This window comes from Janthinobacterium sp., from assembly GCF_009923995.1.
Classification (GTDB): domain Bacteria; phylum Pseudomonadota; class Gammaproteobacteria; order Burkholderiales; family Burkholderiaceae_D; genus Janthinobacterium.
Genome location: NZ_RFSK01000013.1, coordinates 60428 through 85002 on the forward strand (window position 1 = coordinate 60428; position 24575 = coordinate 85002).

The window sequence follows — 24575 nt, forward strand, 5'->3', positions numbered from 1 at the left end:
AAAAATCGAACTTTTCAAAGCGAAATGAATACGCTATAATGTTTGCCTGCGCGGCTGTAGCTCAGCTGGATAGAGTACTTGGCTACGAACCAAGGGGTCGTGGGTTCAATTCCTGCCAGCCGCACCAGAATACTGAAAATCAGGCTTTGCCTGGTTATGTTGTAAAAAGTTGCACCTCCATGTAGTCGATGGAATGTTGTAGAAGTTTTGCGGCTGTAGCTCAGCTGGATAGAGTACTTGGCTACGAACCAAGGGGTCGTGGGTTCAATTCCTGCCAGCCGCACCAGTATCAGCAGTAAATGAAAAGCCCGGAGAGTCCGCTCTCCGGGCTTTTTGCATTGCCGCGCGTGCTGTCCTTACGGCACGACATTCACCAGGTTCGACAGGCTCAGGATCTTGCCCAGCGTTTCGCTGTTGGCGCTGTGGCTGGGGTCCCTGTTGACCGAAAGAAATTTCCCTTCCTGGTTCGAGATGCTCAGCGCTCCCGACATCATGCCTCCCGTCGTCAGCAGGGTACCCAGCACGGTCGTGTACTTTCCTGCATTGCCCTGCACGCCGCCGCCGACAAAGCTGCCTTCGTAAATGCTGCTGCTGATAATGGTATTGCTGTAGGTATTCGATTTCAGGTTGATGCCGTATTGCACCTGCTCGAAGCGGGGCGCAATGATCGTGTTGTGGCTGAAATGGTCGGCGTCTATGCCGTTGAGCAGGCTTTCAAAGCCGATGTTATAGAACTTGTTGCCGTTGAAATAATCCGTCTGGTTCGGGCCCTTCTCGGCGCGCAAGCCTGTTTCGCCCGCGATGCGGCCACCCGTGAAGGTGTTTTCATTGACCCAGTTCTGGCTGCCCGTGCTTTCCGTCGTCAGGTAGATACCCACCGCGTTCTGGTACAGGTAATTGAATTGCACCTTGTTGTACTGCGATCCCTTGGCGGTGCCGTCGCCCGTGACCTTGATGCCATTCCTGAATCCCTCGATCCAGCGAGCGTTGAGGTTGGCATTCGAGGCGTTGAGCAGGGTGACGCCGGAGCCGCTGTAGGTGCTGTAATCGGGCGTGGCGCTGGTCCAGCTCCGGCCGACGATTTTTTCCAAATACACATCATGGGTATTTTCCACGATGATGCCGTCGCCAGGCCCGAAGTACAGGGTGCCCAGCGACGTCAGGCGGATGCGTTTGTTCGCAGGCAGGCGCAGCGCACCCTGGAATCTGTATTCGCCTGCATCGATCACCAGTTCCTGGCCGGATTTCAGCCTGCCGATGGCGGCCGTGACGGCAGGGGTATTGTTGGCCGACGCTTCCGACAGGCCGAACCACTTGGCGTGCAGGGCGCCGCTGTACGAACGCTTGTACAGTTTGTTGCCGCTGAGGATGGTCGTGGCACCGTCGGTGTCGGCGGCGGTACCCGTGCCGGACAGGTAAAACAGGCCCTCGCGGCCCGTATCCGAGATGAACACCACGGGCGGCGGCGCCGGATCGCCTTGCAGGGCGCTGATGCTCATCATGGTCTGGGCATGCACGGCCGGCGTCAGGGCGAGGGCGGCAAAGGTGGCGAAGGCGAAAGTCGAACAGGCAGGGCGCATGATTTCCTCTGGTGGCGGGAGTGGGACGGCTGAAATTTATTTAATTATCTTAAATATAACATCATTAAATAACGTTGTTTTATTTAAATGTAAAAGAAGTACTTTTTCGCACCGCGCAGGCGGTGTGCGCGGTGCGCCCAGGCAGTTGGTCCGCATCAACTGTGAAATATCGCCGCCACGCCCTTTGCCATTCTGCAAAGCCCTGCTATAATCGTGTCTTAGGCGGCTGTAGCTCAGCTGGATAGAGTACTTGGCTACGAACCAAGGGGTCGTGGGTTCAATTCCTGCCAGCCGCACCAGAATATCGGGGATCAGATCGTAAAATCTGGTCCCCTTTTTCGTTTCCGAAAGGTTTTATGCCGCGCCTGTCGGGCCGCGCCGGTACTGCTGGCGAAACGCGCGCGGCGTGAGCTGCCTGGCGGCGCGGAACTGGCGGTTGAAATGCGCCAGGTTGCGGTAGCCCGCCTCCTGCGCGATGACGGCGATGGCCAGATTGCTCTCGATCAGCTGTTGGCAGGCGCGGCCGATGCGCAGCCGCAGCAGGTATTCGCCCGGCGTGCAATGCGCGTGGCGCTTGAAGCAGCGGTGGAAGGCGCCCAGCGACAGGGCCGCCCGCTGCGCCAGGGTCTCCAGTGCGATTTCTTCCCGGAAGTGCGCATGCATGAAGTCGAACACGCCGGCCATGCGCTTGTGCTGCCCGTCGGCCTGCACCGGCGCCTGCGCTTGCGAGGCCAGCGGCTGCGCGCCCCTGTCGCCGGCCAGCTCCAGCAGCACGTCGAGCAGCAGCGGCAGGCGCTGCGGCACGGCCAGGGCATTGAGCTGCAGCAGCCTGGCCGCGCAGCGCGCGCTCGTTTCCGGCGAAAAATGCAGGGCAGGGCCGGCGCGCGCCGCCAGTTGCCGCAAGCTGTGCAGCTCGGGAAAGCACGCCGCCAGCTGCGCCAGCCATTCCGGCGAAAACCACACGACGACGGCCAGCATGGGCTGCGCGCCGTCGATGCGCTCGCTGGCGGACCACGTGTGCGGCAGATTCGGCCCCAGCAGCACCAGGTCGCCCGGCTCGAAGTCGCCCACGTGGTCGCCGATGTAGCGCTGTCCACGGGCATTCACCGTCAGGGTCAGCTCGAATTGCGGGTGGTAGTGCCAGATGAAGGGAATGGTGTCGAGTTCGCGCCACAGCAAGCCCCAGGAGTGGCCGGGCGGTATCGTGACTTGTTCGAATAAAGGCGTCATCGTGACGTTGTGAACGTTGGAATAGTCAGGATAGTATCAGTATTGGCCGCCAACGGCGTAGTTTGCCCGGCACCGGCATCGCACAATCGCTCTCATCCCATCACCACCAGGAGACAGCGATGCAAGACAAATACCACTACGGCGAAGACCGTCCCGGCAACCCGTCCGTGGCCTACACGGAACAGACCCAGTTGCGCGACATCCGCAAGCAGCTGCCCCTGCGCGTGCTGTCCGCCAGCGATTTCCTGCACTGGCAAACCTATGGCTACGTCATCGTCAAGGATGCGGTTACTCCCGAGCAGGTGCGCCGCACTACCGATTTCCTGTGGGAATTTCAGGGCCTGGACGAGCATGACCCCGCCACGTGGAACCGCGAGCAGCTGCGCGAACACGCGATGCAGGAGCTCAACGGTTCCGGCATGGTCGAGGCCTACCACAATCAGGTCCTGTGGGATAACCGCCAGACGCCGCGCGTGGTTGACGCCTTCGTCGATATCTGGGACCGTCAAGACCTGTGGGTGACCATCGACCGGGCCAACCTGAACACGCCCAACAAGGGCAAGCGCAAGTTTGGCGGCTTCATCCACTGGGATGCGGACACCACGCTGGACCCGCTGCCCGTCAACGTGCAGGGCGTGCTGGCCCTGTCCGACACCTCGCCCGAGAGCGGCGGCTTTCAATGCTATCCGGAATTGTTCAAGAATTTGCTGGCCTGGCGCAAGAGCGTGCCGCAGGACCGCAACCCGTGGCAGCCGGACCTGGCGACCGTGCCGTACCCGATGGAATTCATCGCCATGAAGAAAGGGGAGTTGTTGATCTTTAACAGCCTGCTGGCGCACGGCATCCGCCCGAACACGTCGACGGACCAGGTGCGCCTGGCGCAGTACATTTCCTTCACGCCCGCGCAGCAAGACAATCAATCCTTGCGCGACTGGCGCGTGCAACGCTGGCGCGAGCGCAGCGCGCCGCAGGGCTACGCGTTTCCCGGCGACCCCGAGGAGAAGGAAAAGCTGCGCTACCCGCAGGCGCAGTTGAGCGAACTGGGCGAGAAAATCCTCGGCGCGCGCAGCTGGTAGGCGTGGAGGCGGTCCGGCGGCATCGTCCGGCGGCATTGCCTGCCGGATAGACAAGCGGGGGCAAATGCACGATCATGGACTGACTTGCCATCGACCGAGGAAACGCATGAGTATCATCACCTGCATCGAAGACTTGCGCGTGCTGGCCCAGAAACGGGTGCCGCGCATGTTTTACGACTACGCCGATTCCGGCTCCTGGACGGAATCGACCTACCGCGCCAACAACAGCGATTTCGCCAAAATCAAATTCCGCCAGCGCGTCGCCGTCAACCTGGAAAACCGCAGCCTGGCCTCGACCATGGTCGGGCAGGCCGTGTCGATGCCGGTGGCCCTGTCGCCCACGGGCTTGACGGGCATGCAGCATGCGGATGGGGAAATCCTCGCGGCCCAGGCGGCCGAGCGCTTCGGCGTGCCCTTCACCCTGTCGACCATGAGCATCTGCTCGATCGAGGACGTGGCGGCCAACACGACGAAACCGTTCTGGTTCCAGCTGTACGTGATGAAGGACCGCGAATTCATCAACCGCCTGATCGACCGCGCCAAGGCGGCCAAGTGCGGCGCGCTCGTGCTGACCCTGGACCTGCAGGTGCTGGGCCAGCGCCACAAGGACTTGCGCAACGGCCTGTCGGCGCCGCCGAAACTGACCATTCCCAACATCATCAACATGGCCACCAAGCCGCGCTGGGTGGCGGGCATGCTGGGCACGAAACGCCGGGGCTTCGGCAACATCGTCGGCCACGCCACGTCCGTCTCCGACATGTCGTCCCTGTCGGCCTGGACGCAGCAGCAGTTCGACCTCAGCCTGTCGTGGGCGGACGTGGAATGGATCAAGCAGCGCTGGGGCGGCAAACTCATCATCAAGGGCATCATGGACGCGGAAGATGCGCGCCTGGCCGTCGCCAGCGGCGCCGATGCGCTGATCGTCTCGAACCACGGCGGACGCCAGCTCGATGGCGCGCAATCGTCGATCGAAGCCTTGCCCGCCATCGTCGAAGCCGTCGGCAGCCAGATCGAAGTCCACATGGACGGCGGCATCCGCTCGGGCCAGGACGTGATCAAGGCCGTGGCGCTGGGAGCAAGGGGCGTGTACATCGGCCGCCCGTTCCTGTACGGCCTGGGCGCCATGGGCGGCCCGGGCGTGACGAAATGCCTGGACATCATCCGCAACGAACTGGATTTGACGATGGCTTTCTGCGGCTTGCGCGACCTGCAGCAGGTGGACAAGAAGATCCTGCTGCCGGGAACGTTTTAAGCGGCAATCCGCACGATATCAAAACCTTCCGACGCGTCGGGCGGCACGAAGTGGCGCGTGATGGCATCAAATTGCGCGTCGCTGGTGGAGAACGGGTGCAGTCCGCTGGCATTGCGCTGGCGCAAGCGCGCCTTGCATTCCGCGTCGGGCACGTCGAGGTAGTGCAGCACGTGCGGCACGTCCGCCTGCTGGAACAGGTCGCGCATCCAGGCGCGGCTGGCCGGCGTATTCGCGGGGAAATCGAGCACGACGGACACGCCCGCCTGCAGCATCTGCAGGGCCAGAGGGGCGACGGCCGCGCGCAGCCGCGCCGCGCAGGCCGCGTAGTCGGCCAGGCTGGCGATCTGGCCCGGATACAGCTGCGCCAGCAGGCTGTCTTCGCTGATGCGCACGGTTCTGGGCATCTGCGCAAGGCGGGCGGTCAGGGTGGATTTGCCGGAGGCAATCTTGCCGCACGCGAGGTGCAGGGTGGGGGAGGTGCTGGAGGCAGGGGGCATGGTCGCTCGCTTGAAAGGGAAGTAAAGCCCGCGAGACGTTTTGACTGTTTGCTGCAGATCAAAGCCGCCTTCCGGGCGGCTTTGGCAATCTTATTCCTGGCCAGCCACCATCGTTGGAATGGCGGCAATAATGGAGGACAGGGGCGGGAATGGTGATTGCATGGGAGAACGATGCCATGCCGGCGGGGCCTTGTCAATGCGTGTCGAGCAGGGTCCACGCGTCGCGGAAGGCGTGCGCATCGAGCGGCAGCGCATGCGGGTCGTCTTGCCGGAACAGGCCGCCGATCAGCATGTCCTGGATGGCGCCCGTGAAGCCGCCGTAGGGCGAGGCGTGGCCCCACTGGCGTTGCGCGCGGGCGAAGACGACGGCGTCTTGCTGCCTGGCCAGCTGCGCCAGCGACGCGTGCACGGCGGCGGCCGTTTCCGGCCCCAAGTCCGTGGCGATGGCGCACACGAGGCGCTGGCCGAACCGCAAGGGTTTGTCCGCGCGGCCCAGCAGCGCTTCGTTGGCCAGGGCGAGGAACACATCGGGCGCCTGATCTTCGTTTTCGCAGGTGGTCCATGTGGGCGCCCATGCTTCCAGGCTCATGAAGCGCGCCTCGGTCGTGGCCGCCGTGTGCGTCCACTTCGCATGCGATTTGTCGTCCCAGCCCAGGCGGCCAAAGGCGAGCGGCTTGCCCTTGGGATTGTACTGGTGGCTGCGCACGCCCGCCTTGCCCCGCGTTCCCGCCTGCGCGACGATGCCATCGAAGCTGGCGGCGAACGGCGTCCATTGCGCCGACGCCCACAGCGGCGCGGCATCGGGCGCGGCCAGCAGCAGGAAGACTTCGTAATCACGTGAAAAAAATGCCATGCAACTCCTTCAACAAATCAAAAAAATCTAGCCACGTCACGCTGGTGGCGTGAGCTAACCATGCCTGTTGCGCTATGCGGCCGCATCGGACAGCGTCACGGCGGCGCGCTGGCTGGGGCGCAGCAGGTAGACGCCGTACAGGCACAGGGGCAGCACGGCCAGCAGGGCGGCATACGGCAGGATGGATGCGCCGTCTTCGGCCGGGTGCGGCAAGGTGGCCGTCACCAGCGCGAAGTCCCACAGTCCATGCACGAGCACCATGGGCCAGACGGAGCGGGTGCGCAGGCGGATGGCCGCATAGCCGACACCCTGCAAGGCGGCGGCCACGGCTTGCCACAGGGCGCCGCTGACGTCGCCCGTGGCCAGGCCGTTGGTGGTGTGCACCACGCCGAACAGTGCCGAGCACATCAGCACGGCCGGCCACAGTGCATACCGCTCCAGCATGCCTTGCAGTAATATGCCACGGAACATCAATTCTTCCGAGATGGCCACCAGGGCCGCATTGCAGGCCACCATCAGCAGCACGCGCGGCATCGGCCAGCCGCCGGCCCAGGCCAGCAGCAGCATCAGCAGGGCATACAGCAGGGGCGGCCAGACCAGCCAGAAGGTCTTCAGGGGCTGCGGCGCATACAGCCCGGCCGCGCGGCGCTGGTCCGATGCCAGCACCAGCGCCAGCGAGAACAGCGCGGCCAACGCCCACGACATGCCGATGCCGCTGCTCACGGCTGCCTCCACGCCTGGATTGCCGGCCGCTGCGAACCAGCGCACGCCCAGGGTCAGGACCAGCCAGACGGCCAGCGCGGCGAGGGCCACCGGCAAGGTGATATGGATTCTTGGCATGGAAATGATCGGCCTCATGCCGCAGGTGTGTGGATGGTGACGCGGTTGCGCCCGCTGTTTTTCGACTGGTACAGCAAGGCGTCGGCCTGGCGTATCAGTTCCTTGGCGTCCGCGTGCCGGCCCAGGTCCGGCTCGAGCGTGGCGGCGCCCAGGCTGACGGTGACGACGTCGATGGCGCTGGCCGCGTGCGGTATCTGCAGGGCCACCACCGCCGCGCGGATGGCTTCGGCGACGTCCAGCGCGCCGGCGGTGCCGGTGCCGGGCAGGATCACGGCAAATTCCTCGCCGCCGTAGCGCGCCGCCAGGTCTTCCGTGCGGCCCACGCTGCGCGCCACGGCGCCGGCCACCGCCTGCAGGCAGGCGTCGCCGGCCACGTGGCCGTACTGGTCATTAAATTTTTTAAAGAAATCCACGTCCAGCATGATCAGCGACAGCAGCTGGCCATTGCGCCGGGCGCGGTTGAGTTCCTGCGCCAGCGTTTCGTCGAAGCTGCGGCGGTTCGCCAGTCCCGTCAGGCCGTCCTGCGCCGCCCGCGCCGCCAGGTCGGCATTGGCGTGCTGCAATTGTGTCGTGGCCTGGCGCAGGCTGGCCTCGATACGGTCGCGGACGGCGATCTGCCGCATCACCTTGCGGAACAGGAACAGCAGCGCGGCGCCTGCCGCCAGCGACGCCAGCACGATTTGCGTGCTCAGCCGCTGCCATTCGGCGAAAATATCTTCCTTCGATAAACCTGCCGCCACGATGACGGGAAAGCGCTCCAGGTGGCGATAGCTGTACAGGCGCTCGACCTCGTCCACCTTGGCCGTCATCATGGCCGTGCCGACGGGGCCGTGTTCGCGGTAGGCGCGCAGGATGGCGCCCGACGAGATATCCATGCCGATGACCTCGCTCTGGAACGGCCGCCGGTAGATCAGCCTGCCGTCATCGAGGGCGAAGAAGGCCGTGCCCGCATTGCCAAGGTTGAGACTGTCATAGATGCGTTCGAACGATGCCAGGCCCAGGGTGACCAGCACCACGCCGGCAAAGGCGCCGTCCGCCGACTCCACCCGGCGCGACACGGGCAAGATCCATTGCCCGCTCGACTTGCTGCGCACGGGCGCGCCGATATGGCTGCCCCGCTGCGCGTGCGTCTTGTGATAGTGGAAATAATCGCGGTCGGCATTGTTGCCATCCGCCTGGGCGCCGGACGATGCGGCCAGCCAGTCTCCGTGGCGGTCGAAGATGAAGACGCCGGTAATTTCCCCGATATTCCTGGTCAGCTGCTCCACGTGGGCTTGCAGCCGCTCGCCCGTGCCCGCATTGCCACCCGCGCGGCGCATCTGCTCGACGATGTTTTCCAGCATCACATCGGCGATTTCCAGTTCCATGTAGGCTTGCGTGGCCAGGGTGCGCGCCATGTTTTCCGTCGTCGCCTTCGCTTCGCGCAAGCGCACCTCGCGTGACGACCAGACGATCCACACCGTCATGCCCAGCAGCAGGGCGCACATGCAGAAAAAAGCCGCACTGGCCCAGACGATCACGGGCCGCCTGCGGCCGGCGTGGCTCTCCGGCGGCAGCGCGCCGGCGTCGGAGTGGGCGGGATTGTTTACTGCATCCATAGGCGCATCATGAAGTTGCATCATTGACATGGTGAGGAATATTGCCATACTACATGAAAAGCTGTGCCACAAAGTTGCCACATCGTTATAGTTGCATGGAATAATCAGTGTCGCCCGATTGCCGCCAGACTGGAGTGTCATGACCTACAGCAAGACCATCACCACCGCCCGCCTGATCCTGCGCAAGCCGCAGCCATCCGACGAAGCCGCCCTGTTCGCCATGCATGCCGATCCCGAAGTCATGCGCTATTTCAGCGAACCGCCGTGGGAAGAGGCGGGCCGCGCCGCGCGCCAGATCACCGAGGATGCGGCCGCCTTCGAGCAGGAGGAATTCTTCCGCTTCGCCGTCGAACTGGCGGCGACGGGGGAGTACCTGGGCAGCTGCACCCTGTTTTCCGTGCACCGCCAGAACCGCCGCGCCGAGATCGGCTACGCGCTGGCGCGTCCCCACTGGGGCAAGGGCTATATGCACGAAGCGCTGTCGGCGCTGATCGAGTACGCGTTTGTCGAGCGCGACCTGAACCGGCTGGAAGCGGACATCGACCCGCGCAACGCCGGCTCGGCCAGTGCCCTGGAGCGCCAGGGCTTCAAACAGGAAGGCTATCTGCCGGAACGCTGGATCGTGGGCGGCGAGGTCAGCGATTCGGCCCTGTACGGCTTGCTGCGGCGCGAATGGGAAGCGGGGCGCCAGGATGGGGCGTACGCCATGGCTGGGCGGCGCGATGACGCCCGCTGACTTGCCCGCTTTCAAGCACCCGCTGGTAACGCTCCGCCACCTGGCGCGCGCCGACGTGCCCGCCTGGTACGCCTATTTGTCCGATCCCGTCGTCGTGGAGCACACGAGCTGGGCCTTGCGCAGCGCCGATGACTTGCAGGCCAATGTCGATGACTACGCATCGGCCCTGCCAGCGTCGTCGATCCGCCTGGCCGTCGTGCTGCGCGACGGCGGCCGGCTGGTGGGCACCATCGGCTTCAATGCCATTTCCCCGCAGCATCGCACGGCGGAAATCGCCTACGACCTGGCACCCGCCGTGTGGGGGCAGGGCGTGGCCACCGCCCTCGTGCACGCCGTCGTGGACTGGGGTTTCCGGCACCTGGGCTTCCTGCGTATCCAGGCGACCGTGCTGGAGAGCAACGCACGCTCGATCCGCGTGCTCGGGCGCTGCGCCTTCCAGCGCGAAGGCTATCTGCGCAGCTACCGGCAGATCCGTGGCAGATCCGGCAATTTCTGGCTGTATGCGCGCATCGCCGCGCTTCCATGAAGCGCTTGCCCCGGCGCCAGGACCAAGTGCGCCATGGCGGCGCATGCGGTCGTCTTGGCATTGGCCGGCAAGCACCGGCGCCAGGACGGCCGCGAGGTGGCGTTGCTGTGGCACACTCCTGTCCTCTTAACTCTTGCCGCAGGAAATGATGCACTGCCACCCCGTCACCGTCTTTTGCCGCTCCCTGGCGCAGCTTTCCGCCATGCTCGACAAGACCGGCACTGCGCCGCCACTGCTGGCGGCGCGGCTGCACCCGGACATGCTGCCGTTCGCCCAGCAGGTGCGCGCGGCGGCGGGCTTCGCCCTGCGCGGCTGCTGCCCGCTGGCGGGACTGGACGTGCCCGATTTCAGCGCGGCCGCCAGCCTGCAGGAACAGCTTGCGCAGACCATGCGTTACCTCCATGCCATCCCCGCCGGGCGCTTTGACGGGCCGCCCGATCGCCTCTGTCGCGACCGCGCCGGCTTCGCCGACATCGCCTTGCCCGCCGACGAGTATCTGAATCTGTACATTCTGCCGAATTTCTATTTTCACTTCGGCATGGCGTATGCGATCGCCCGCAGCGCCGGCGCGGCCATCGGCAAGGGCGATTTCGACGGCTATCACGCATATGCGCCGGGGTTCAGCTTCGAGCGGCCCGCCGCGCCATAGTTCCTACAGCCCCGCATCCTTCCAGGAAGCCAGCCCCAGCCGCTTCAACAGCCGGCCGGACAGCCCGCAGCTCCAGCAGCTCATGTGGATCTGCCGGTGCCGCGCCGGGTTCGCATGCCAGGCGTGCTCGGCGTAATCGAGCAGCGCCTCGCAGAGCGGGGAGGCATCCGCTGTGGGCGGCAGGCGCGTCATCAGTTCCAGCACGCCGTGGGGCGCCTCCTTGATCTGCAGCAAACCGGCCAGCAGGGCGCGCAGGATGGCGCCGTCGATGTTGCTGCTCGCTTGCGTGAAACGCCGCTGCCAGGATAGATCGCGCTGTTGCCACAGGGTTAGCAGCGCAGGCACGTCGGCCGTTTGCAGTTGCCCGATCAGCTCGTCCGCTTCGAGGAACAGGTCGAGGCGGTCGTATGCATCGTCGTCGCCGCGCAGCAGTGCATCGAGGTCGCGCAGGACGCTCATGCCACCACGTTCGTCGGCGCTCCCCGTTCGAACGCTTCCACGTTGCCGATGAGGATATCGGCCAGCTTCTGCATGGCTTCGCCGCTGGCCCAGGCCGTGTGGGGCGTGAGGATGAAGTTGGGCAAGCGCAAGTTCAACAGCGGGTTGTCGGGCGGCGGCGGCTCCTTGGAGAGCACGTCGAAGCCGGCGCCGGCGATGACGCCGTCGGTCAATGCCCGGGCCAGCGCCGCCTCGTCGACGAGGCCGCCCCGCGCCGTGTTGATCAGCAGCGACGTGGGCTGCATGCGGGCCAGCTCTTTCTCCCCGATGATGTGGCGCGTCTTGTCCGTCAGGGGCAGGTGCAGGCTCAGCACGTCGGACGTGGCCAGCAAGTCGTCGAAGCCCACTTCCTGCACATCTTCCTCGGCGATGGGCGAGCGGTTGTGCACGATCACCTGCATGCCGAAGGCGCGCCCCAGGTGGGCCACGGACTTGCCCAGCGCGCCATAGCCGAGCAGGCCCAGGCGGCTGCCCGCCAGGTCGCGGATGGGGTGGCCGAACAGGCAGAAGCGGTCGGACGCCTGCCACAGGCCCGCTTCCACATCCGCGCGGTAGGCGATGAGCTGGCGGCGCAGGGCCAGCATCAGGGCCAGCGTATGCTCGGGCACGGTGGCGCGCGCGTAGTCGCGGATATTCGCCACGACGATGCCCCGCGCGCGGCAGGCGGCCAGGTCGAGGATGTCCGTGCCGGTGGCGGCCACGGCGATCATTTGCAAGTCCGGCAGCTGGTCCAGCTCGGCCGCGCGCAGGGGCACTTTATTCGTGATGGCGATGGTGGCGCCTTGCAAACGGGAAACGGTCTCTTCGCTGCCCCGCGTGTGCGGGTATTCCTGCCAGCGGTGGGCGAAGGCGGGCGGGCGTACGGTGGCGATCAGGCTGTCGCGGTCGAGAAAGACGATGCGATGCGGCGATGGGCTTGCTGCGGTCATGGCTGGGCCTCGGTCAGGGTGGCACGCGCGCTGGGCAGGCTGCTCTTGCCCTTCAGCTGCGTGGCCGGGTGGTTGGTAAACATGTCGGCGACCCATTCGACAAACACACGCACCTTGGCGGACAGGTGGCGGTTGGGCGGATAGATCACGTGGATGGGCAGGGGGTCGGATTCCCATTCGCCCAGCAATTCCACCATTTTGCCCTGTTCTATGAGGGGCGCAAGCATGAAATGCGTCATTTGCACGATGCCCAGGCCCGCCAGGCCTGCGGCCGTGTAGGCGTTCGAGTCGTTCAGGGCGATATGGCTGGGCATGGCGATCTGGATGCGCTCGCCCGCGCGCGTGAAATCCCAGTCGAAGGTCTTGCCCGTCTTGGCGGAGAAGAAATTCACGCCCCGGTGCTGCGCCAGGTCGTTCGGGTGCAGCGGCGTGCCGTGCCGCGCCAGGTAGCCGGGCGCGGCGCAGGTCATGAAATGCAGCACGCCGACCCGGCGCGCGATCAGGTTCAGATCGCCCAGTTCGCCGCCGCGCACGGCGCAGTCCACGCCTTCCTCGATCAGGTCGACGGGGCGGTCGCTGCAGCCCAGCTCCAGCGAGATGTCCGGGTAGCGGGCAAAGAAGTCGGGCAGGGCAGGGATGATCAGTTCGCTGGCCAGGGCCGTGGGCGCGTCCACGCGCAGCCGTCCGCTGGGGCTCAGGCGGGTGCGCGACAGCGATTCCTCCGCTTCGCGTACGTCCGACAGGATGCGCACGCAGCGTTCGTAATACGCGGCGCCGTCGGACGTGATGCTGACGTGGCGCGTGGTGCGGTTGAGCAATTTAACCGACAAGCTCGTTTCCAGCGACTGGATCAGGGTCGAGACGGTGGCTTTCGGCAGCTGCATGTTTTCCGCCGCGCGCGTAAAGCCGCCCGCATCGACGACTTGGATGAAAACTTCCATGGCTTGCAGCTTGTTCACTTGAATTCCTATCACTTTCAGCGCGATTATTCAGAATCCTGAACAATCAATTCGTCATTGCACTCTTTATCAGATTGTAGATCAAGTCTATAGTTGTTGTACTGCAGCATAAATCTGATTGCCGCAGGAAGTTCACAGGAGAAAAATCATGGGTCATCGGAATGGAAACTTTGCAGTATTCGCCCTGGTAGCGAGTGTACTGGCTCTGGCCGCGATGGTATCGACGGATGCGTATTCACTGGCGGCGCAAAGCGAAGCCAGCGGTTATAGCGCCCTGACCCATGAAGTGGGCGGCACCCTGCTGTGCCTGAACGATGCGGTGCTCGATGCTGCCGTGCAGCCCGTGGTGGCGCAATGACGTTTGCCGACGCCGCAGCCGAACTGGCACCTGGCCAGGCGCTGAAGATCCGCGACATCCAGGTGCAGGGCGCGCAGGATGCGCTGGGCGCGCGCGTCTACACGGCCGGCGTGCCGGGCGCCAGGCAGCCGAACCTGATGGTCTTCTTCCATGGCGGCGGCTTTGTCGACGGCGACCTGGACGACGCGGACGACTTCCTGCGCTGTCTCGTGCTGAGCAACCCCGACCACGTGGTGCTGGCCGCGAACTACACGCTGGCGAAGGTGCGGCCTTTCCCCGCCGCCGTGGAAGATGCGCATGCCGTGCTGCTGTGGGCGAAGAAGAACAAGTCCAAGCTGGGCTGGACGGGCAGGCAGATGGTGGTGTCGGGCATCGAAGCCGGCGCCAACCTGGCCGCCGTATGCGCCATGATGTCGCGCGACCGGGGCGGACCGCCCCTCGCGGGCCAGGTGCTGATCATGCCCATGCTCGATCCCGGCCTGTCGACGTGCTCGATGCGTACCTTGCCGAGCTGCCCGGACCTGGCGGAAGTGGCCGACCAGTGCGCCGCCGCCTACCGCGGCTACCTGCCGAATGCCGCCGACCGCAGCCACCCGTACGCGTCGCCATTGCAGTCGAGCCGCCTGAAGAACCTGCCGCCGGCGCTCATCCTGTCCAGCGAAGACGACCCATTGCGCGACGAGGCTGAACAATACGGCAGCAAATTGATCGCCTGCGGCATCAAGACCACCGTGCGGCGCATGGCCGCCGCGCCGCTGCAGGACGCCAGCGCCCGCAACGAGTGTGCGTGCAAGGTGCAGGTATTGAGCGAAATTAGCAGTTTCGTCGCCGGACTGGGGCAGGAACCCGAGTCATAAAGCCGCCATTTGCGGCACTGCAAAAAAACTTACACCAACCAGTTTACTTTTCGAGTTTTGGTTGTTACACTGTCGAGTGTAGATTCTCATTGTAACTCCCTTTCTGTCTGCGTTGTGCATTCGCACAGCCGGCTTCGTCGTCCCCGTCTGCTTTTATCCCGCAGGCGGCCTGTTTACCTTTGATCGAGCGCCGTCGGGCGCCATGGCACCACCATTCACTTTTTAAGCTGGGTTGCTTCCTGCCGCCCATACCATTAGAAATTTTCATAAAACAGGGAAATAAAATGAAAAACGTTCAACAATTTTCCACTCTGCTCAAGCCCCTGGCTGCCTCGCTGGCGCTGGCAGGACTGGTAGCCGTGAGCCTGGCCGGCTGCGATTCGGCCAATAGCAAGGTGCCCGACGCGCCCGCCGCCGGCGGCCCCCCCATCTCGGCGGCTGCCGTGGTGGAAAGACAGATCACGGAAACGCAGGAATTCTCGGGCCGCCTGGAAGCGATCGAGCGCGTGGAAATCCGCTCGCGGGTCGGCGGCTTCATCACGGCCGTCAACTTCAAGCCGGGCAGCGAAGTCAAGAAAGGCGACGTGCTGTTCGTCATCGATCCGCGTCCGTTCCAGGCCGAAGTGTCGCGCGCCGAAGGCACGGCCGCATCCGCCCGCGCCAAGGCGGAACTGGCCAAGCTGGAACTGTCGCGCGCTGAAAAGCTGCTGGCCGAAAAAGCCATCGCCCAGCGCGAATTCGATGAAAAGGCGTCGGGCCTGAAAGAGCTGGACGCCAACGTCCGTTCGGCGCAGGCGGCCTATGAAGCGGCCAGGCTGAACCTGTCGTACACGCAGGTGCAGGCGCCGATCAGCGGCCGTGTCAGCAAGGCGGAAATCACCGTCGGCAACCTGATCGACGCGTCCGCCATCCTCACGTCCGTGGTGTCGACGGACCGCATTTACGCCAGCTTCGACGGCGATGAAGATACCTACCTGCGCGTGGCCGGCACGGCGCAAAAGGGCACGCCCGTCACCGTCAAGGTGGGCCTGGCCAACGAAACGGGCTTCCCGCATGAAGGCAAGCTGGAATTCGTCGACAACCAGCTCGATCCGGCCACGGGCAGCGTGCGCATGCGCGCCACCTTCGCCAACACGGACCGCCAGCTGGTGCCGGGCCTGTTCGCTCGCGTCCAGCTCGACGGCGGCAATGGCCCGCACGCGCAAAGCACGGCGCTGCTGATCTCCGACCGCGCCGTCGGCACGGACCAGAGCCGCAAATACGTCTACGTGGTGGGTGCCGATAACAAGGCCGAATACCGCGCCGTCAAGCTGGGCCCGAATTCGGACGGCCTGCGCGTGGTGCGCGAAGGCTTGAAGGCGGGCGAAAAAGTGGTCGTCAACGGCTTGCAGCGCGTGCGCCCCGGCGCGCCCGTCACGCCGCAGATGGTGGCCATGGACTTCGACCCGACGGCGCCGGTCGCCCCAGCCAAACCTGAAGTAAAAGACGCCAAGATCGCCGCCAAAGCGGCATCGACTTCCAAGGAATAAACATGAATTTTTCCCGCTTTTTCATCGACAAGCCGATTTTCGCGGCGGTGCTGTCGATCGTCATATTCGTGGCCGGGCTGCTGTCGATTTTCGGCCTGCCCATCTCCGAATATCCCGACGTCGTGCCGCCGTCCGTGGTGGTGCGCGCGCAATACCCGGGCGCCAACCCGAAAGTGATCGCCGAAACCGTGGCTGCGCCGCTCGAGGAGCAGATCAACGGCGTCGAGAACATGCTCTACATGTCCTCGCAAAACACCTCCGATGGCGCGATGATGCTGACCGTGACCTTCAAGATCGGCACCAACGTCGAGCAGGCCGAGACGCAGGTGCAGAACCGCGTGCAGCGCGCCTTGCCGCGTCTGCCCGAGGAAGTGCGCCAGATCGGCGTGACGACGGTCAAATCGTCGCCCAACCTGACCATGGTGGTGCACCTGGTTTCGCCGAACAAGCGCTATGACGACATGTATCTGCGTAACTACGCCGTGCTGAACGTCAAGGACCAGCTGGCCCGTCTGCCCGGCATGGGCGACATCCAGATCTTCGGCGCGGGCGACTACGCCATGCGCATCTGGCTCGACCCGCAAAAGGTAGCGGCGCGTGGCATGACGGCCAATGACGTCGTCGACGCCATCCGCGAGCAGAACGTGCAGGTGGCTGCAGGTGTCATCGGCGCGTCGCCGGCGAAGAACTCGGACTTCCAGCTGACCGTCAATACCCAGGGCCGTCTGCAGACGCCGGAGGAATTCGGCGCCATCATCGTGCGCACCAATGCCGACGGCGCCGTCACGCACCTGAAGGACGTGGCGCGCGTGGAAATGGGCGCCAACAGCTACTCGCTGCGTTCGCTGCTGAACAACAATCCGGCCGTCGGCATGGGTGTTTTCGAAGCGCCGAATGCCAACGCGCTGCAATTGTCGTCCGACGTGCGCGCCAAGATGGAAGAACTGAAAAAGGACTTCCCGCAAGGCGTGGAATACCGCATCGAATATGACCCGACGCAGTTCGTGCGCTCGTCCATCGAAGCCGTGATCCATACACTGCTCGAGGCGATCGCCCTGGTGGTGCTGGTGGTGATCATCTTCCTGCAAACCTGGCGCGCCTCCATCATCCCGCTGCTGGCCGTTCCCGTCTCCATCGTGGGCACCTTTGCCGTGATGCTGGGCTTTGGCTTCTCGATCAACACCCTGTCGCTGTTCGGCCTCGTGCTGGCCATCGGTATCGTCGTCGATGATGCCATCGTGGTGGTGGAAAACGTCGAGCGCAATATCGAGGAAGGCTTGTCGCCGCGCGACGCCACCATCCAGGCCATGAAAGAGGTGAGCGGTCCCATCGTCGCCATCGCCCTGGTGCTGTGCGCCGTGTTCGTGCCGATCGCCTTCGTGCCAGGTTTGTCCGGCGAGTTCTATCGCCAGTTCGCGCTGACGATCGCCATTTCGACCGTGATCTCGGCATTCAGCTCGCTGACCCTGGCGCCAGCCCTGTCGGCCGCCCTGCTGAAACCGCACGATGCGCCGAAAGACGCGCTGACGCGCGGCATGGACAAGGTCTTCGGCCGCTTCTTCGCCTGGTTCAACCGCTTCTTCGGCCGCGCTTCGCACCGCTATGAAGCGGGCGTGAAGGGCGTGCTGGGCCGCAAGAGCGCTTCGCTGGGCGTGTATGCGCTGCTGGTCGTCGCCGCCATCTTCACCTTCAAGGCCGTGCCGGCCGGTTTCGTGCCGGGCCAGGACAAGCAGTACCTGGTGGGCTTTGCGCAATTGCCCGACGCCGCCTCGCTGGACCGCACGGAAGATGTCGTGCGCCGCATGTCGGACGTGATCAAGTCGGTGCCAGGCGTCGAATCGACCATCGCCTTCCCTGGCCTGTCGATCAACGACTTCACCAATGCGCCGAACTCGGGCATCGTCTTCGCCACCCTGAAACCGTTCGATGAACGCACCAGCAAGGAATTGTCGGGCGGCGCCATCGCGGCCGAGATCAACAAGCGCCTGGGCGGCATCCAGGACGCCTTCATCATGGTCTTCCCGCCACCGCCCGTCAACGGCCTCGGTACCATCGGCGGCTTCAAGATGATGATCGAAGACCGCGGCAACCTCGGTTACGACGCGCTGTACAACGCCACGCAGGCACTGGCCGCCAAGGCATACCAGACGCCGGAACTGGCGGGCGTGTTCTCGGGCTACCAGATCAACGTGCCGCAGCTGTTCGCCGACGTCGACCGCGTGAAGGCCAAGCAGATGGGCGTGCAGCTGCAAACCATCTACCAGACCTTGCAGATCAACCTCGGTTCGCTGTACGTGAACGACTTCAACCAGTTTGGCCGCACCTACCAGGTGCGCGTGCAGGCCGATGCCGCGTTCCGTTCGCATGCCCAGGATATCGCGCAGCTGAAGGTGCGCAATGACAAAGGCGAAATGATCCCGCTGTCGTCGTTGATGCGCGTCAAGGATACCTATGGTCCGGACCGCGTCCAGCGCTACAACGCCTATTCCGCGGCCGATTTCAACGGCGGCGCCGCCCCTGGCGTGTCGAGCGGCCAGGCGCAAGCCGCGCTGGAACGCATCGCCAAGGAAGTGCTGCCGCAGGGGATTTCGTTTGAATGGACGGAGCTGACCTACCAGGACATCTTGTCCGGCAATACGATGATCTATGTCTTCCCGCTGTGCGTGCTGCTGGTGTTCCTCGTGCTCGCCGCCCAGTACGAAAGCTGGACCCTGCCGCTGGCCGTGATCCTGATCGTGCCGATGTCCATCCTGTGCGCGCTGCTCGGCGTCAAATTGACCGGTGGCGACAACAATGTGTTCACGCAGATCGCGCTGTTCGTGCTGGTGGGGCTGGCGTCGAAGAATGCCATCCTGATCGTGGAATTTGCCCGCGAACTGGAAGACCATGGCCGCAGCGTCGTGCAAGCGGCGCTGGAAGCATGCCGTCTGCGCCTGCGTCCGATTTTGATGACGTCGATCGCCTTCATCATGGGCGTGGTGCCTCTCGTGTTCTCGCACGGGGCCGGTTCGGAAATGCGCCATGCCATGGGCGTGGCGGTGTTCGCCGGCATGCTGGGCGTGACCTTCTTCGGCCTGTTCCTGACGCCCGTGTTCTATGTACTGCTGCGCACCCTGGCGCAGCGTTTTGAGAAAAAACCAGCCGCCGCTGCCGCCAAGCCTGTCGCCGCGCCAGCGCTGGACCTGGAAGGAGATATATATTGAAAACCAACGCAACTACACGGGTCACCGTCCTGCGCACGGCCTTGACGGCCATGGCAGCGGCCGTGCTGCTGGCCGCCTGCGCGGCGCCCGAGTTCAAGCAGCCGCAGATCGAGACGCCCACGGCGTTCAAGGAAGCGCAAGCGCCTGCCGTGCAGACGGCAGCCGACGGCACGCGCTGGAAGCAGGGCGTGCCCGCCGAGCGCCAGGCGCGCGGTGAGTGGTGGCTGGCCTTCAATGATCCGGCTCTCACAAGCCTGATCGGCGAAGCCACGCAGGCCAATGCCAACCTGGCCGTGGCCGCCGCCCGCGTCAGGCAGGCGAGGGCGATTGCCGGCATCGCCGAAGCGGACCGCATCCCGCAAGTGGGCGTGAACGTGGGCGCGCAGCGCAACCGCGCCTCCGCCATCTCGCTGGGTTTGCCGAACGGCGCGCCGGTCGCCGCCGGCAACGTCTACCAGGCCAACCTGACGGCCAGCTATGAAGTGGACCTGTTCGGCAGGGTGGCTTCGAACGTGAGCGCCTCGCGCAGCGATGCGCTGGCCGTGGAAGCGACCTACCGTTCCGTGCTGCTGTCCCTGCAGGCGGATGTGGCGCAGACCTACTTCCAGCTGCGCGCCACGGACGCCGAACTGGCGACCCTGGCCCAGACGGTGCGCCTGCGCGAAGAAAGCGTGCACGTGAACCAGCGCCGCTATGACCTGGGCGATATCGGCGAATTCGACCTGTCCCGTGCCCGCACGGAGCTGTCGACGGCGCGCGCCGAAGCCATCGGCCTGCAGCGCCAGCGCGCCACCGGCGAGCATGCGCTGGCCGTCCTGCTGGGCAAACCTGCCGCCAGTTTCACGGCGGCGGCCAATCCGCTGGAAGACAGCGCCTTCCTGCCCGTGATCCCGGCCGGCATGCCGTCGTCATTGCTGGAGCGCCGTCCCGACATCGCATCGGCGCAGCGCACCATGGAAGCGTCGAATGCGCGCATCGGCGTGGCCAAATCGGCCATGTTCCCGGCGCTGACGCTGAACGCCTCCGGCGGCGGCGCGTCCGACACCTTCTCGGACATCTTCAAGTGGAGCAGCCGTTCCTGGCTGCTGGGCGCCCTGATGTCGATGCCCATCATAGATGGCGGCCGCAACAAGGCTGCTGTGACGCGCAGCGAAGCGCAGCTGGAAGAGTCGGTGGCGACGTATCGCCAGAGCGTGCTGGTGGCCTTCGCCGAGGTGGAAGACAACCTGGCCGGCCTGCGCATCCTGTCGGGCCAGACGCAGCAGATCGACGAAGCCGTTGTCTCGGCGCGCCGTTCGGCCGACCTGGCGCAGAAGCTGTACGACGCGGGCCGTTCCAGCTATCTCGATCTGCTCGACGCGCAGCGTAACCTGGCGACCATCGAGCGCAATGCCGTGCAGTTGCGCGGCAACCGCGCCGTCACCACGGTGGCGCTGATCCGCGCCCTGGGCGGCGGCTGGGGCGAGACGGAGCCGCAGGTGGCGGCCAACTGATTTCCGGCACCGCGGGCCGGCATTCCCGGCCCGCGGCAAGGAACATCGTCAAAACGGCGCCGTGCGATTGCACTGCGCCGTTTTTTTGTTTTCAACGCGTTGAATCCGTTTGCGCAAAGGCCGCGTAAATACTCCTGCAATCACGCAAACGCAGTCATCCAGGAGATACCATCATGCGCACCTTTTTTCCCGCAGCACTGTTTGTCACGTCCATGCTGGCCGCCAGCGCTCCCTTCGCCGCCGACATGAGCACCATGGTGGGCGGCCAGAGCATGTATCCCAGCAAGGACATCGTCGACAACGCCGTCAATTCGGCCGACCACACGACCCTGGTCGCCGCCGTCAAGGCGGCCGGCCTGGTCGACACCCTGAAAGGCAAGGGCCCGTTTACCGTGTTTGCGCCGACGAATGCGGCCTTCGGCAAGTTGCCAGCCGGCACCGTCGACACCCTGGTGAAACCGGAAAACAAGGCCACCCTGACGAAAATCCTTACCTACCACGTCGTGCCCGGCACCTACGACTTCAAGGCCCTGGCGAAGGAAATCCGCATGCATGACGGCAGGGCGACCCTGCCCACGGCCAGCGGCGGCAAGCTGATGTTCGCCATGAACGGCATGCATAACATCGTGGTCATGGATGAAAGCGGCAATAGCGCCAACATCAGCACCTATGACGTATATCAATCGAATGGCGTGATCAATGTCATTGACACGGTGCTGATGCCGAAATAAGGCAACAGCGGGCGAAAAAAAAGACAGGGAAGCCCCTGTCTTTTTTGCCTGCGCGGCGCCGCTTACTTGGCTGGCGCTGCTGCTGGCGCGGAAGCTGCCGCTGCGGCTGGAGCTGCTGGCGTTGCCGGTGCTGCCTTCTTCGCCTTGTGATGCTTGGCTTTCTTGTGCGCGGCAGGCTTGACGGCGGCTGGCGCGGCTGGTGCTTCAGCCTTGGCTGCCGGCGCGACGGCGGCGGCAGGAGCTGCCGGTGCGGCAGGAGCGGCTGGCGCCTGGGCGAAAGCGGCGGTGGCGAACAGGCTGGCGATCAGGGTAGCGATAACTTTTTTCATGATGAAATCCTATAAGGTGAAGTGACTGGTAAATTCGGGTACTGACGGACTGGATTACTTGGCTGGAGCCGCTTCAGCGGTGGCCGACGCCAGTTTCGCATCTGCCTTGGCCTTGGTTTTTTTCGCCGTGTGGTGGGCCTTGGCCTTGGTGGCGGCGGCTTCCGTTTTCGCGCTGGCGACTTCCGTTTTCGCGGCGACGACAGCCTTGGCTTCTTTCGCGTCCGCTTTCACGGCCGTTTGCGCTTCCTTGGCGTCCGCTTTCACGACGGCCTTGGTGTGGGCCGCTTCCACTTTGGCGGGAACCGAGGCCGCTGGAGCTGCCGGCGTTTGAGCAAAGGCAGCGGTTGCGAACAGGCCGGCGATCAGGGTTGCGATAACTTTTTTCATGGTGCAGTCCTCAGTGGTGGTTTGTCTGGTGTGTCTGTTGGTGCCGGGATGATTCCCGTGTCACTGAGCATAAAACGCGGCCCCGAACGCTTGCGTTGACGACCATTACAAACGCTTACAACTACCGCGTATCCGCCGTCAGGATGGCTTTCAGGATGTCTTCCGAGCGGCGCTGCCCGTAGCCCTTGCCGTAGGCGCTGGAAGCGACGCTCACCACCATGCGGCGCGCGGGAATGACATAGATCTTGTTGCCGCCATTGCCCGAGGCGAAATGCACGGCAAGCGGCTTGCCCGCGACGTCCTGCGTCTTCGCATACCAGAAATAGCCGTAGCTGTCCGCGTAGCGGTCCACGGCGCCGATGGCCACGCGGGGCGCCAGCGCGGCGCGCAGCCAGGCGGCGTCGATCATGCGCTGGCCGGCGAACATGCCGTCGTCCAGCACCATCTGCCCGATGTTCGCCGTGTCGCGCGCACGCAGCGACAGATTGCCCTGGCCCTTGGCATGGCCGGCTACGTCGCGGCCCCAGCTCCAGCGGGTGATGCCCAGTGGCGCGAACAGGGCCTTCGCGGCAAAATCATCGAGGCGCGCGCCGCTGGCGTTCTCCACCACGCGCCCGGCGATGTACGATCCCAGCGAGTTATATCTGTACACGCTGCCCGGCGCCGTGGCGGCAGGCACGCCGCGCACGAAGGCAGCAGGATCGGGTGCTTCATCGAGCTTGTCCTCGTTGCCCGGCGAGTGTTCGTCCTCATCGAAGGCGGCCAGGCCCGAACGCATGGTCAGCAGGTCGTCGAGCACGACCTTGCCGGCCGGGCTGTTTGCCACCTCCGGCCAGTAGTCGCCCACCGTCCTGCCGGTGGCCAGCCGGCCCTGCGCCACGGCCGCGCCCACCAGCAGGGCGGTGATGCTCTTGCCGGCCGAGCGGATGTCGTGCAGGGTGTCGGCAGTCTCGCCGTTGTAATAGCGCTCGGCCACGATGGCGCCGTCGCGCAGCACGACGACGGCGCGCAGGTCGCCATGGCTGTCGCCGTCCTGGGCTTGCAGGATTTGCTCAATGGAGGCGGGGGGCGCGTCCTGCGCCAGGGCGGCGCAGGACAGGAAGAGGGGGGCGAGCAATGACAGGGACAGGCGGCGCATGGACAGCTTTCGTGGCGATGGTCGGACTGCAAGTGTCGCCCATTCGCGCCGTCTTGTGGCGTTTTGCCCTGCCTATTTGCTGAGGTTTGCATGAAGCGCGCGCGCCGGCCCGTCCTGCCGCCCCGTTTTGCTTGCCTGCCGCACGCGCGCACGGCGCTTGCGCAGCCAGATGATCAATCCCGTCGCGCTCAGCATGGCCACCACCAGTCCCATGGCGGACATCAGGATGCGCCCGGGCAGGCCGAGGATGCGTCCCGAATGCAGGGGGAACTGCGCCTGCAGGAAGATGTCGCCCGCGCTGCCCGTGCCGGGCACCACGCCGCCGGCAGGCGTGCCGTCGCGGCCATCGAAGTACAGCCACGCATTGCCCAGGCCACCATCGCCATGGTCGTTGTCCGCCTCGAAAAAGCCCACGCCATACAGGCCGTAGGCGGACGAGTAAAACACGCCGCCGGCCGGCAGCGTCCAGCCGCGCCTTGCGGCCTCCGTCTTCGCCAGCGCCACGGCCTGCTCGCGCGTCAGCAGCGGCTCGATGGGCTTGCCGGGCGGCTGCGGCGTGCGACTGTCGAAGGCGTTCGGGCTGAGGGTGGAAAACTGCGCCACCAGGGGGCGCATCACCTGGGTTGGCAAATTCATCGACACGGAAGTAAGGGCCAGCACCAGCAGCAGCAACCAGACCCACACGCCGCCCGAGCGGTGCAGGTCGAAGTTCAGCTTGTGGCCCCCTTCGCGCCAGCGGAAGGCCAGCGACTTGCGCCAGCTGCGCCAGTTCGGAAAGGACAGGTACAGGGCGATGAAGCAGTCGGCGGCCCACACGATGCCGATGATGCCCATGAACCAGACGCCCAGCTCGATGCCCCAGCCATCGGGGATGTGCATGGTGTAGTGCAGCTTGTACAGGAAGGGCAGCAGGTTTTCGCGCGTCAGCGAGACGGCGCCCCACTGGCGCGTGCCCTGGATGGCGCCCGTGACGGGATCGACGGCCACCTGGTTGAAGCCCGGTTCAAAGGCTTTTCCCGTGGCGGCATCCGGCCGGCCTTCGACGGAGAGCAGCGCCGTGTGGCCGGGTTCAAGCGCCGTGAGCGTGTAGTTGACGCGCAGGCGCGGGTCCTGCGCCTCGAGCTGGCGCGCCAGTTCCAGGCCCGGTTTTGCCGCTCCCGCATGCGCGCCGCTGGCGGCCTGGAACAGCTGCGGATTGAGCCAGGCATCGAGCTCGTGGTCCCATGAGATGACGGCGCCCGTCAGGCCGGACACGAACAGGAAGAGTGCCGCCGCCAGGCCGAACCAGCGGTGCAGCATGACCATGGGAGGACGCAGTCGCATGGCG

Annotated in this window: 24 protein-coding genes and 3 tRNA genes; 14 read left to right on the forward strand and 13 right to left on the reverse strand. The window is 64.8% G+C overall.

The features are described from left to right. Positions 1-50 precede the first annotated feature (50 nt). Together EBS11_RS09255 and EBS11_RS09260 are read left to right on the forward strand one after the other, a co-directional pair. Positions 51-127 (forward strand) — tRNA-Arg (locus EBS11_RS09255). Between the two features lie 82 nt (positions 128-209). Beyond that, a tRNA-Arg gene (locus EBS11_RS09260) sits at positions 210-286 on the forward strand. 70 nt (positions 287-356) lie between these two features. On the opposite strand, the gene EBS11_RS09265 is transcribed toward EBS11_RS09260, so the two are convergent. Continuing rightward, positions 357-1580 (reverse strand): NosD domain-containing protein, encoded by a 1224-nt coding sequence (locus EBS11_RS09265; protein WP_290602221.1) that lies wholly within the window; start codon positions 1578-1580, stop codon positions 357-359. Between the two features lie 222 nt (positions 1581-1802). On the opposite strand from EBS11_RS09265, the gene EBS11_RS09270 reads away from it, so the two are divergent. Next, positions 1803-1879, forward strand: a tRNA-Arg gene (locus tag EBS11_RS09270). Positions 1880-1934: 55 nt separating this feature from the next. Here EBS11_RS09270 and EBS11_RS09275 read toward each other — a convergent pair. Beyond that, on the reverse strand, positions 1935-2810 hold the full coding sequence (locus EBS11_RS09275) for an AraC family transcriptional regulator (protein ID WP_290602223.1): 876 nt from the start codon (positions 2808-2810) through the stop codon (positions 1935-1937). Between the two features lie 119 nt (positions 2811-2929). On the opposite strand from EBS11_RS09275, the gene EBS11_RS09280 reads away from it, so the two are divergent. Together EBS11_RS09280 and EBS11_RS09285 are read left to right on the forward strand one after the other, a co-directional pair. Next, positions 2930-3886, forward strand: coding sequence for a phytanoyl-CoA dioxygenase family protein (locus tag EBS11_RS09280; protein ID WP_290602224.1), 957 nt, complete (start codon positions 2930-2932; stop codon positions 3884-3886). 106 nt (positions 3887-3992) lie between these two features. Beyond that, entirely contained in the window at positions 3993-5138 is a 1146-nt protein-coding gene (locus tag EBS11_RS09285) for an alpha-hydroxy acid oxidase (protein WP_290602226.1), read from the forward strand. Here the strand turns inward: EBS11_RS09285 and EBS11_RS09290 are convergent. The 4 genes from EBS11_RS09290 to EBS11_RS09305 form a co-directional block, all read right to left on the reverse strand. After that, a complete protein-coding gene (locus EBS11_RS09290) occupies positions 5135-5635 on the reverse strand; it encodes an ATP-binding protein (RefSeq protein ID WP_290602227.1) in 501 nt (166 codons plus the stop codon). The genes EBS11_RS09285 and EBS11_RS09290 overlap by 4 nt on opposite strands. A 193-nt stretch (positions 5636-5828) precedes the next feature. Continuing rightward, a complete protein-coding gene (locus EBS11_RS09295) occupies positions 5829-6488 on the reverse strand; it encodes a hypothetical protein (protein WP_290602228.1) in 660 nt (219 codons plus the stop codon). A gap of 72 nt (positions 6489-6560) precedes the next feature. Further along, positions 6561-7328, reverse strand: a complete 768-nt coding sequence (locus EBS11_RS09300; RefSeq protein WP_290602229.1) for a CPBP family intramembrane glutamic endopeptidase — start codon at positions 7326-7328, stop codon at positions 6561-6563. 14 nt (positions 7329-7342) lie between these two features. Beyond that, positions 7343-8926, reverse strand: coding sequence for a sensor domain-containing diguanylate cyclase (locus EBS11_RS09305; RefSeq protein ID WP_290602230.1), 1584 nt, complete (start codon positions 8924-8926; stop codon positions 7343-7345). Between the two features lie 139 nt (positions 8927-9065). Between EBS11_RS09305 and EBS11_RS09310 the strand changes: the two genes are divergently transcribed. From EBS11_RS09310 to EBS11_RS09320, 3 genes are all read left to right on the forward strand, one after another. Further along, complete coding sequence (locus EBS11_RS09310) at positions 9066-9662, forward strand: GNAT family N-acetyltransferase (RefSeq protein WP_290602231.1); 597 nt, start codon at positions 9066-9068, stop codon at positions 9660-9662. Next, entirely contained in the window at positions 9649-10188 is a 540-nt protein-coding gene (locus tag EBS11_RS09315; RefSeq protein ID WP_290602232.1) for a GNAT family protein, read from the forward strand. The genes EBS11_RS09310 and EBS11_RS09315 overlap by 14 nt, the downstream gene beginning before the upstream one ends. A 145-nt stretch (positions 10189-10333) precedes the next feature. Beyond that, a complete protein-coding gene (locus EBS11_RS09320) occupies positions 10334-10837 on the forward strand; it encodes a DUF1993 domain-containing protein (RefSeq protein ID WP_290602233.1) in 504 nt (167 codons plus the stop codon). A 3-nt stretch (positions 10838-10840) separates the two neighbouring features. Here the strand turns inward: EBS11_RS09320 and EBS11_RS09325 are convergent, their stop codons facing one another. From EBS11_RS09325 to EBS11_RS09335, 3 genes are read right to left on the reverse strand one after another with little or no spacing between them, the layout of a single operon-like run. Next, positions 10841-11296: a hypothetical protein gene (locus tag EBS11_RS09325; RefSeq protein WP_290602234.1), complete on the reverse strand. Its 456-nt coding sequence runs from the start codon at positions 11294-11296 to the stop codon at positions 10841-10843. Further along, positions 11293-12264, reverse strand: coding sequence for a D-2-hydroxyacid dehydrogenase (locus EBS11_RS09330; protein WP_290602235.1), 972 nt, complete (start codon positions 12262-12264; stop codon positions 11293-11295). The genes EBS11_RS09325 and EBS11_RS09330 overlap by 4 nt, the downstream gene beginning before the upstream one ends. Beyond that, the gene (locus tag EBS11_RS09335) at positions 12261-13223 is read right to left on the reverse strand and encodes a LysR family transcriptional regulator (protein ID WP_290602236.1); all 963 of its coding nucleotides are present in this window, start codon (positions 13221-13223) and stop codon (positions 12261-12263) included. Before EBS11_RS09335 ends, EBS11_RS09330 begins: the two co-directional genes overlap by 4 nt. 148 nt (positions 13224-13371) lie before the next feature. Here EBS11_RS09335 and EBS11_RS09340 point away from each other — a divergent pair, with 148 nt between their 5' ends. The 6 genes from EBS11_RS09340 to EBS11_RS09365 all read left to right on the forward strand — a co-directional run bounded on the left by EBS11_RS09340 (position 13372) and on the right by EBS11_RS09365 (position 21394). Continuing rightward, on the forward strand, positions 13372-13581 hold the full coding sequence (locus tag EBS11_RS09340) for a hypothetical protein (protein ID WP_290602237.1): 210 nt from the start codon (positions 13372-13374) through the stop codon (positions 13579-13581). Further along, complete coding sequence (locus EBS11_RS09345; RefSeq protein WP_290602238.1) at positions 13578-14438, forward strand: alpha/beta hydrolase; 861 nt, start codon at positions 13578-13580, stop codon at positions 14436-14438. Before EBS11_RS09340 ends, EBS11_RS09345 begins: the two co-directional genes overlap by 4 nt. Positions 14439-14722: 284 nt before the next feature. Beyond that, positions 14723-15967 carry an efflux RND transporter periplasmic adaptor subunit gene (locus EBS11_RS09350; protein ID WP_290602239.1) on the forward strand — a complete coding sequence of 415 codons (1245 nt, stop codon included), beginning with the start codon at positions 14723-14725 and terminating at the stop codon, positions 15965-15967. A 2-nt stretch (positions 15968-15969) separates the two neighbouring features. Then, a complete protein-coding gene (locus EBS11_RS09355; protein WP_290602240.1) occupies positions 15970-19170 on the forward strand; it encodes an efflux RND transporter permease subunit in 3201 nt (1066 codons plus the stop codon). Between the two features lie 50 nt (positions 19171-19220). Beyond that, entirely contained in the window at positions 19221-20663 is a 1443-nt protein-coding gene (locus tag EBS11_RS09360) for an efflux transporter outer membrane subunit (RefSeq protein ID WP_290602282.1), read from the forward strand. A 173-nt stretch (positions 20664-20836) separates the two neighbouring features. Further along, complete coding sequence (locus tag EBS11_RS09365) at positions 20837-21394, forward strand: fasciclin domain-containing protein (RefSeq protein ID WP_290602242.1); 558 nt, start codon at positions 20837-20839, stop codon at positions 21392-21394. Positions 21395-21456: 62 nt separating this feature from the next. On the opposite strand, the gene EBS11_RS09370 is transcribed toward EBS11_RS09365, so the two are convergent. From EBS11_RS09370 to EBS11_RS09385, 4 genes are all read right to left on the reverse strand, one after another. Beyond that, complete coding sequence (locus tag EBS11_RS09370) at positions 21457-21723, reverse strand: hypothetical protein (protein WP_290602243.1); 267 nt, start codon at positions 21721-21723, stop codon at positions 21457-21459. 54 nt (positions 21724-21777) lie between these two features. Further along, complete coding sequence (locus EBS11_RS09375) at positions 21778-22110, reverse strand: hypothetical protein (RefSeq protein ID WP_290602244.1); 333 nt, start codon at positions 22108-22110, stop codon at positions 21778-21780. 121 nt (positions 22111-22231) lie between these two features. Continuing rightward, positions 22232-23248: a serine hydrolase domain-containing protein gene (locus EBS11_RS09380; RefSeq protein ID WP_290602245.1), complete on the reverse strand. Its 1017-nt coding sequence runs from the start codon at positions 23246-23248 to the stop codon at positions 22232-22234. Positions 23249-23320: 72 nt separating this feature from the next. Next, positions 23321-24565, reverse strand: coding sequence for a PepSY-associated TM helix domain-containing protein (locus EBS11_RS09385; RefSeq protein WP_290602284.1), 1245 nt, complete (start codon positions 24563-24565; stop codon positions 23321-23323). Positions 24566-24575: the final 10 nt, after the last annotated feature.

Coding starts and splice junctions, on each gene's coding strand:
- EBS11_RS09305 (WP_290602230.1), bottom strand. CDS start 8,926: ATGGATGCAGTAAACAATCCCGCCCACTCCGACGCCGGCGCGCTGCCG.
- EBS11_RS09365 (WP_290602242.1), top strand. CDS start 20,837: ATGCGCACCTTTTTTCCCGCAGCACTGTTTGTCACGTCCATGCTGGCC.
- EBS11_RS09350 (WP_290602239.1), top strand. CDS start 14,723: ATGAAAAACGTTCAACAATTTTCCACTCTGCTCAAGCCCCTGGCTGCC.
- EBS11_RS09315 (WP_290602232.1), top strand. CDS start 9,649: ATGACGCCCGCTGACTTGCCCGCTTTCAAGCACCCGCTGGTAACGCTC.
- EBS11_RS09330 (WP_290602235.1), bottom strand. CDS start 12,264: ATGACCGCAGCAAGCCCATCGCCGCATCGCATCGTCTTTCTCGACCGC.
- EBS11_RS09380 (WP_290602245.1), bottom strand. CDS start 23,248: ATGCGCCGCCTGTCCCTGTCATTGCTCGCCCCCCTCTTCCTGTCCTGC.
- EBS11_RS09300 (WP_290602229.1), bottom strand. CDS start 7,328: ATGCCAAGAATCCATATCACCTTGCCGGTGGCCCTCGCCGCGCTGGCC.
- EBS11_RS09280 (WP_290602224.1), top strand. CDS start 2,930: ATGCAAGACAAATACCACTACGGCGAAGACCGTCCCGGCAACCCGTCC.
- EBS11_RS09325 (WP_290602234.1), bottom strand. CDS start 11,296: ATGAGCGTCCTGCGCGACCTCGATGCACTGCTGCGCGGCGACGACGAT.
- EBS11_RS09375 (WP_290602244.1), bottom strand. CDS start 22,110: ATGAAAAAAGTTATCGCAACCCTGATCGCCGGCCTGTTCGCAACCGCT.
- EBS11_RS09355 (WP_290602240.1), top strand. CDS start 15,970: ATGAATTTTTCCCGCTTTTTCATCGACAAGCCGATTTTCGCGGCGGTG.
- EBS11_RS09285 (WP_290602226.1), top strand. CDS start 3,993: ATGAGTATCATCACCTGCATCGAAGACTTGCGCGTGCTGGCCCAGAAA.
- EBS11_RS09295 (WP_290602228.1), bottom strand. CDS start 6,488: ATGGCATTTTTTTCACGTGATTACGAAGTCTTCCTGCTGCTGGCCGCG.
- EBS11_RS09370 (WP_290602243.1), bottom strand. CDS start 21,723: ATGAAAAAAGTTATCGCTACCCTGATCGCCAGCCTGTTCGCCACCGCC.
- EBS11_RS09345 (WP_290602238.1), top strand. CDS start 13,578: ATGACGTTTGCCGACGCCGCAGCCGAACTGGCACCTGGCCAGGCGCTG.
- EBS11_RS09340 (WP_290602237.1), top strand. CDS start 13,372: ATGGGTCATCGGAATGGAAACTTTGCAGTATTCGCCCTGGTAGCGAGT.
- EBS11_RS09360 (WP_290602282.1), top strand. CDS start 19,221: ATGGCAGCGGCCGTGCTGCTGGCCGCCTGCGCGGCGCCCGAGTTCAAG.
- EBS11_RS09265 (WP_290602221.1), bottom strand. CDS start 1,580: ATGCGCCCTGCCTGTTCGACTTTCGCCTTCGCCACCTTTGCCGCCCTC.
- EBS11_RS09320 (WP_290602233.1), top strand. CDS start 10,334: ATGATGCACTGCCACCCCGTCACCGTCTTTTGCCGCTCCCTGGCGCAG.
- EBS11_RS09275 (WP_290602223.1), bottom strand. CDS start 2,810: ATGACGCCTTTATTCGAACAAGTCACGATACCGCCCGGCCACTCCTGG.
- EBS11_RS09290 (WP_290602227.1), bottom strand. CDS start 5,635: ATGCCCCCTGCCTCCAGCACCTCCCCCACCCTGCACCTCGCGTGCGGC.
- EBS11_RS09310 (WP_290602231.1), top strand. CDS start 9,066: ATGACCTACAGCAAGACCATCACCACCGCCCGCCTGATCCTGCGCAAG.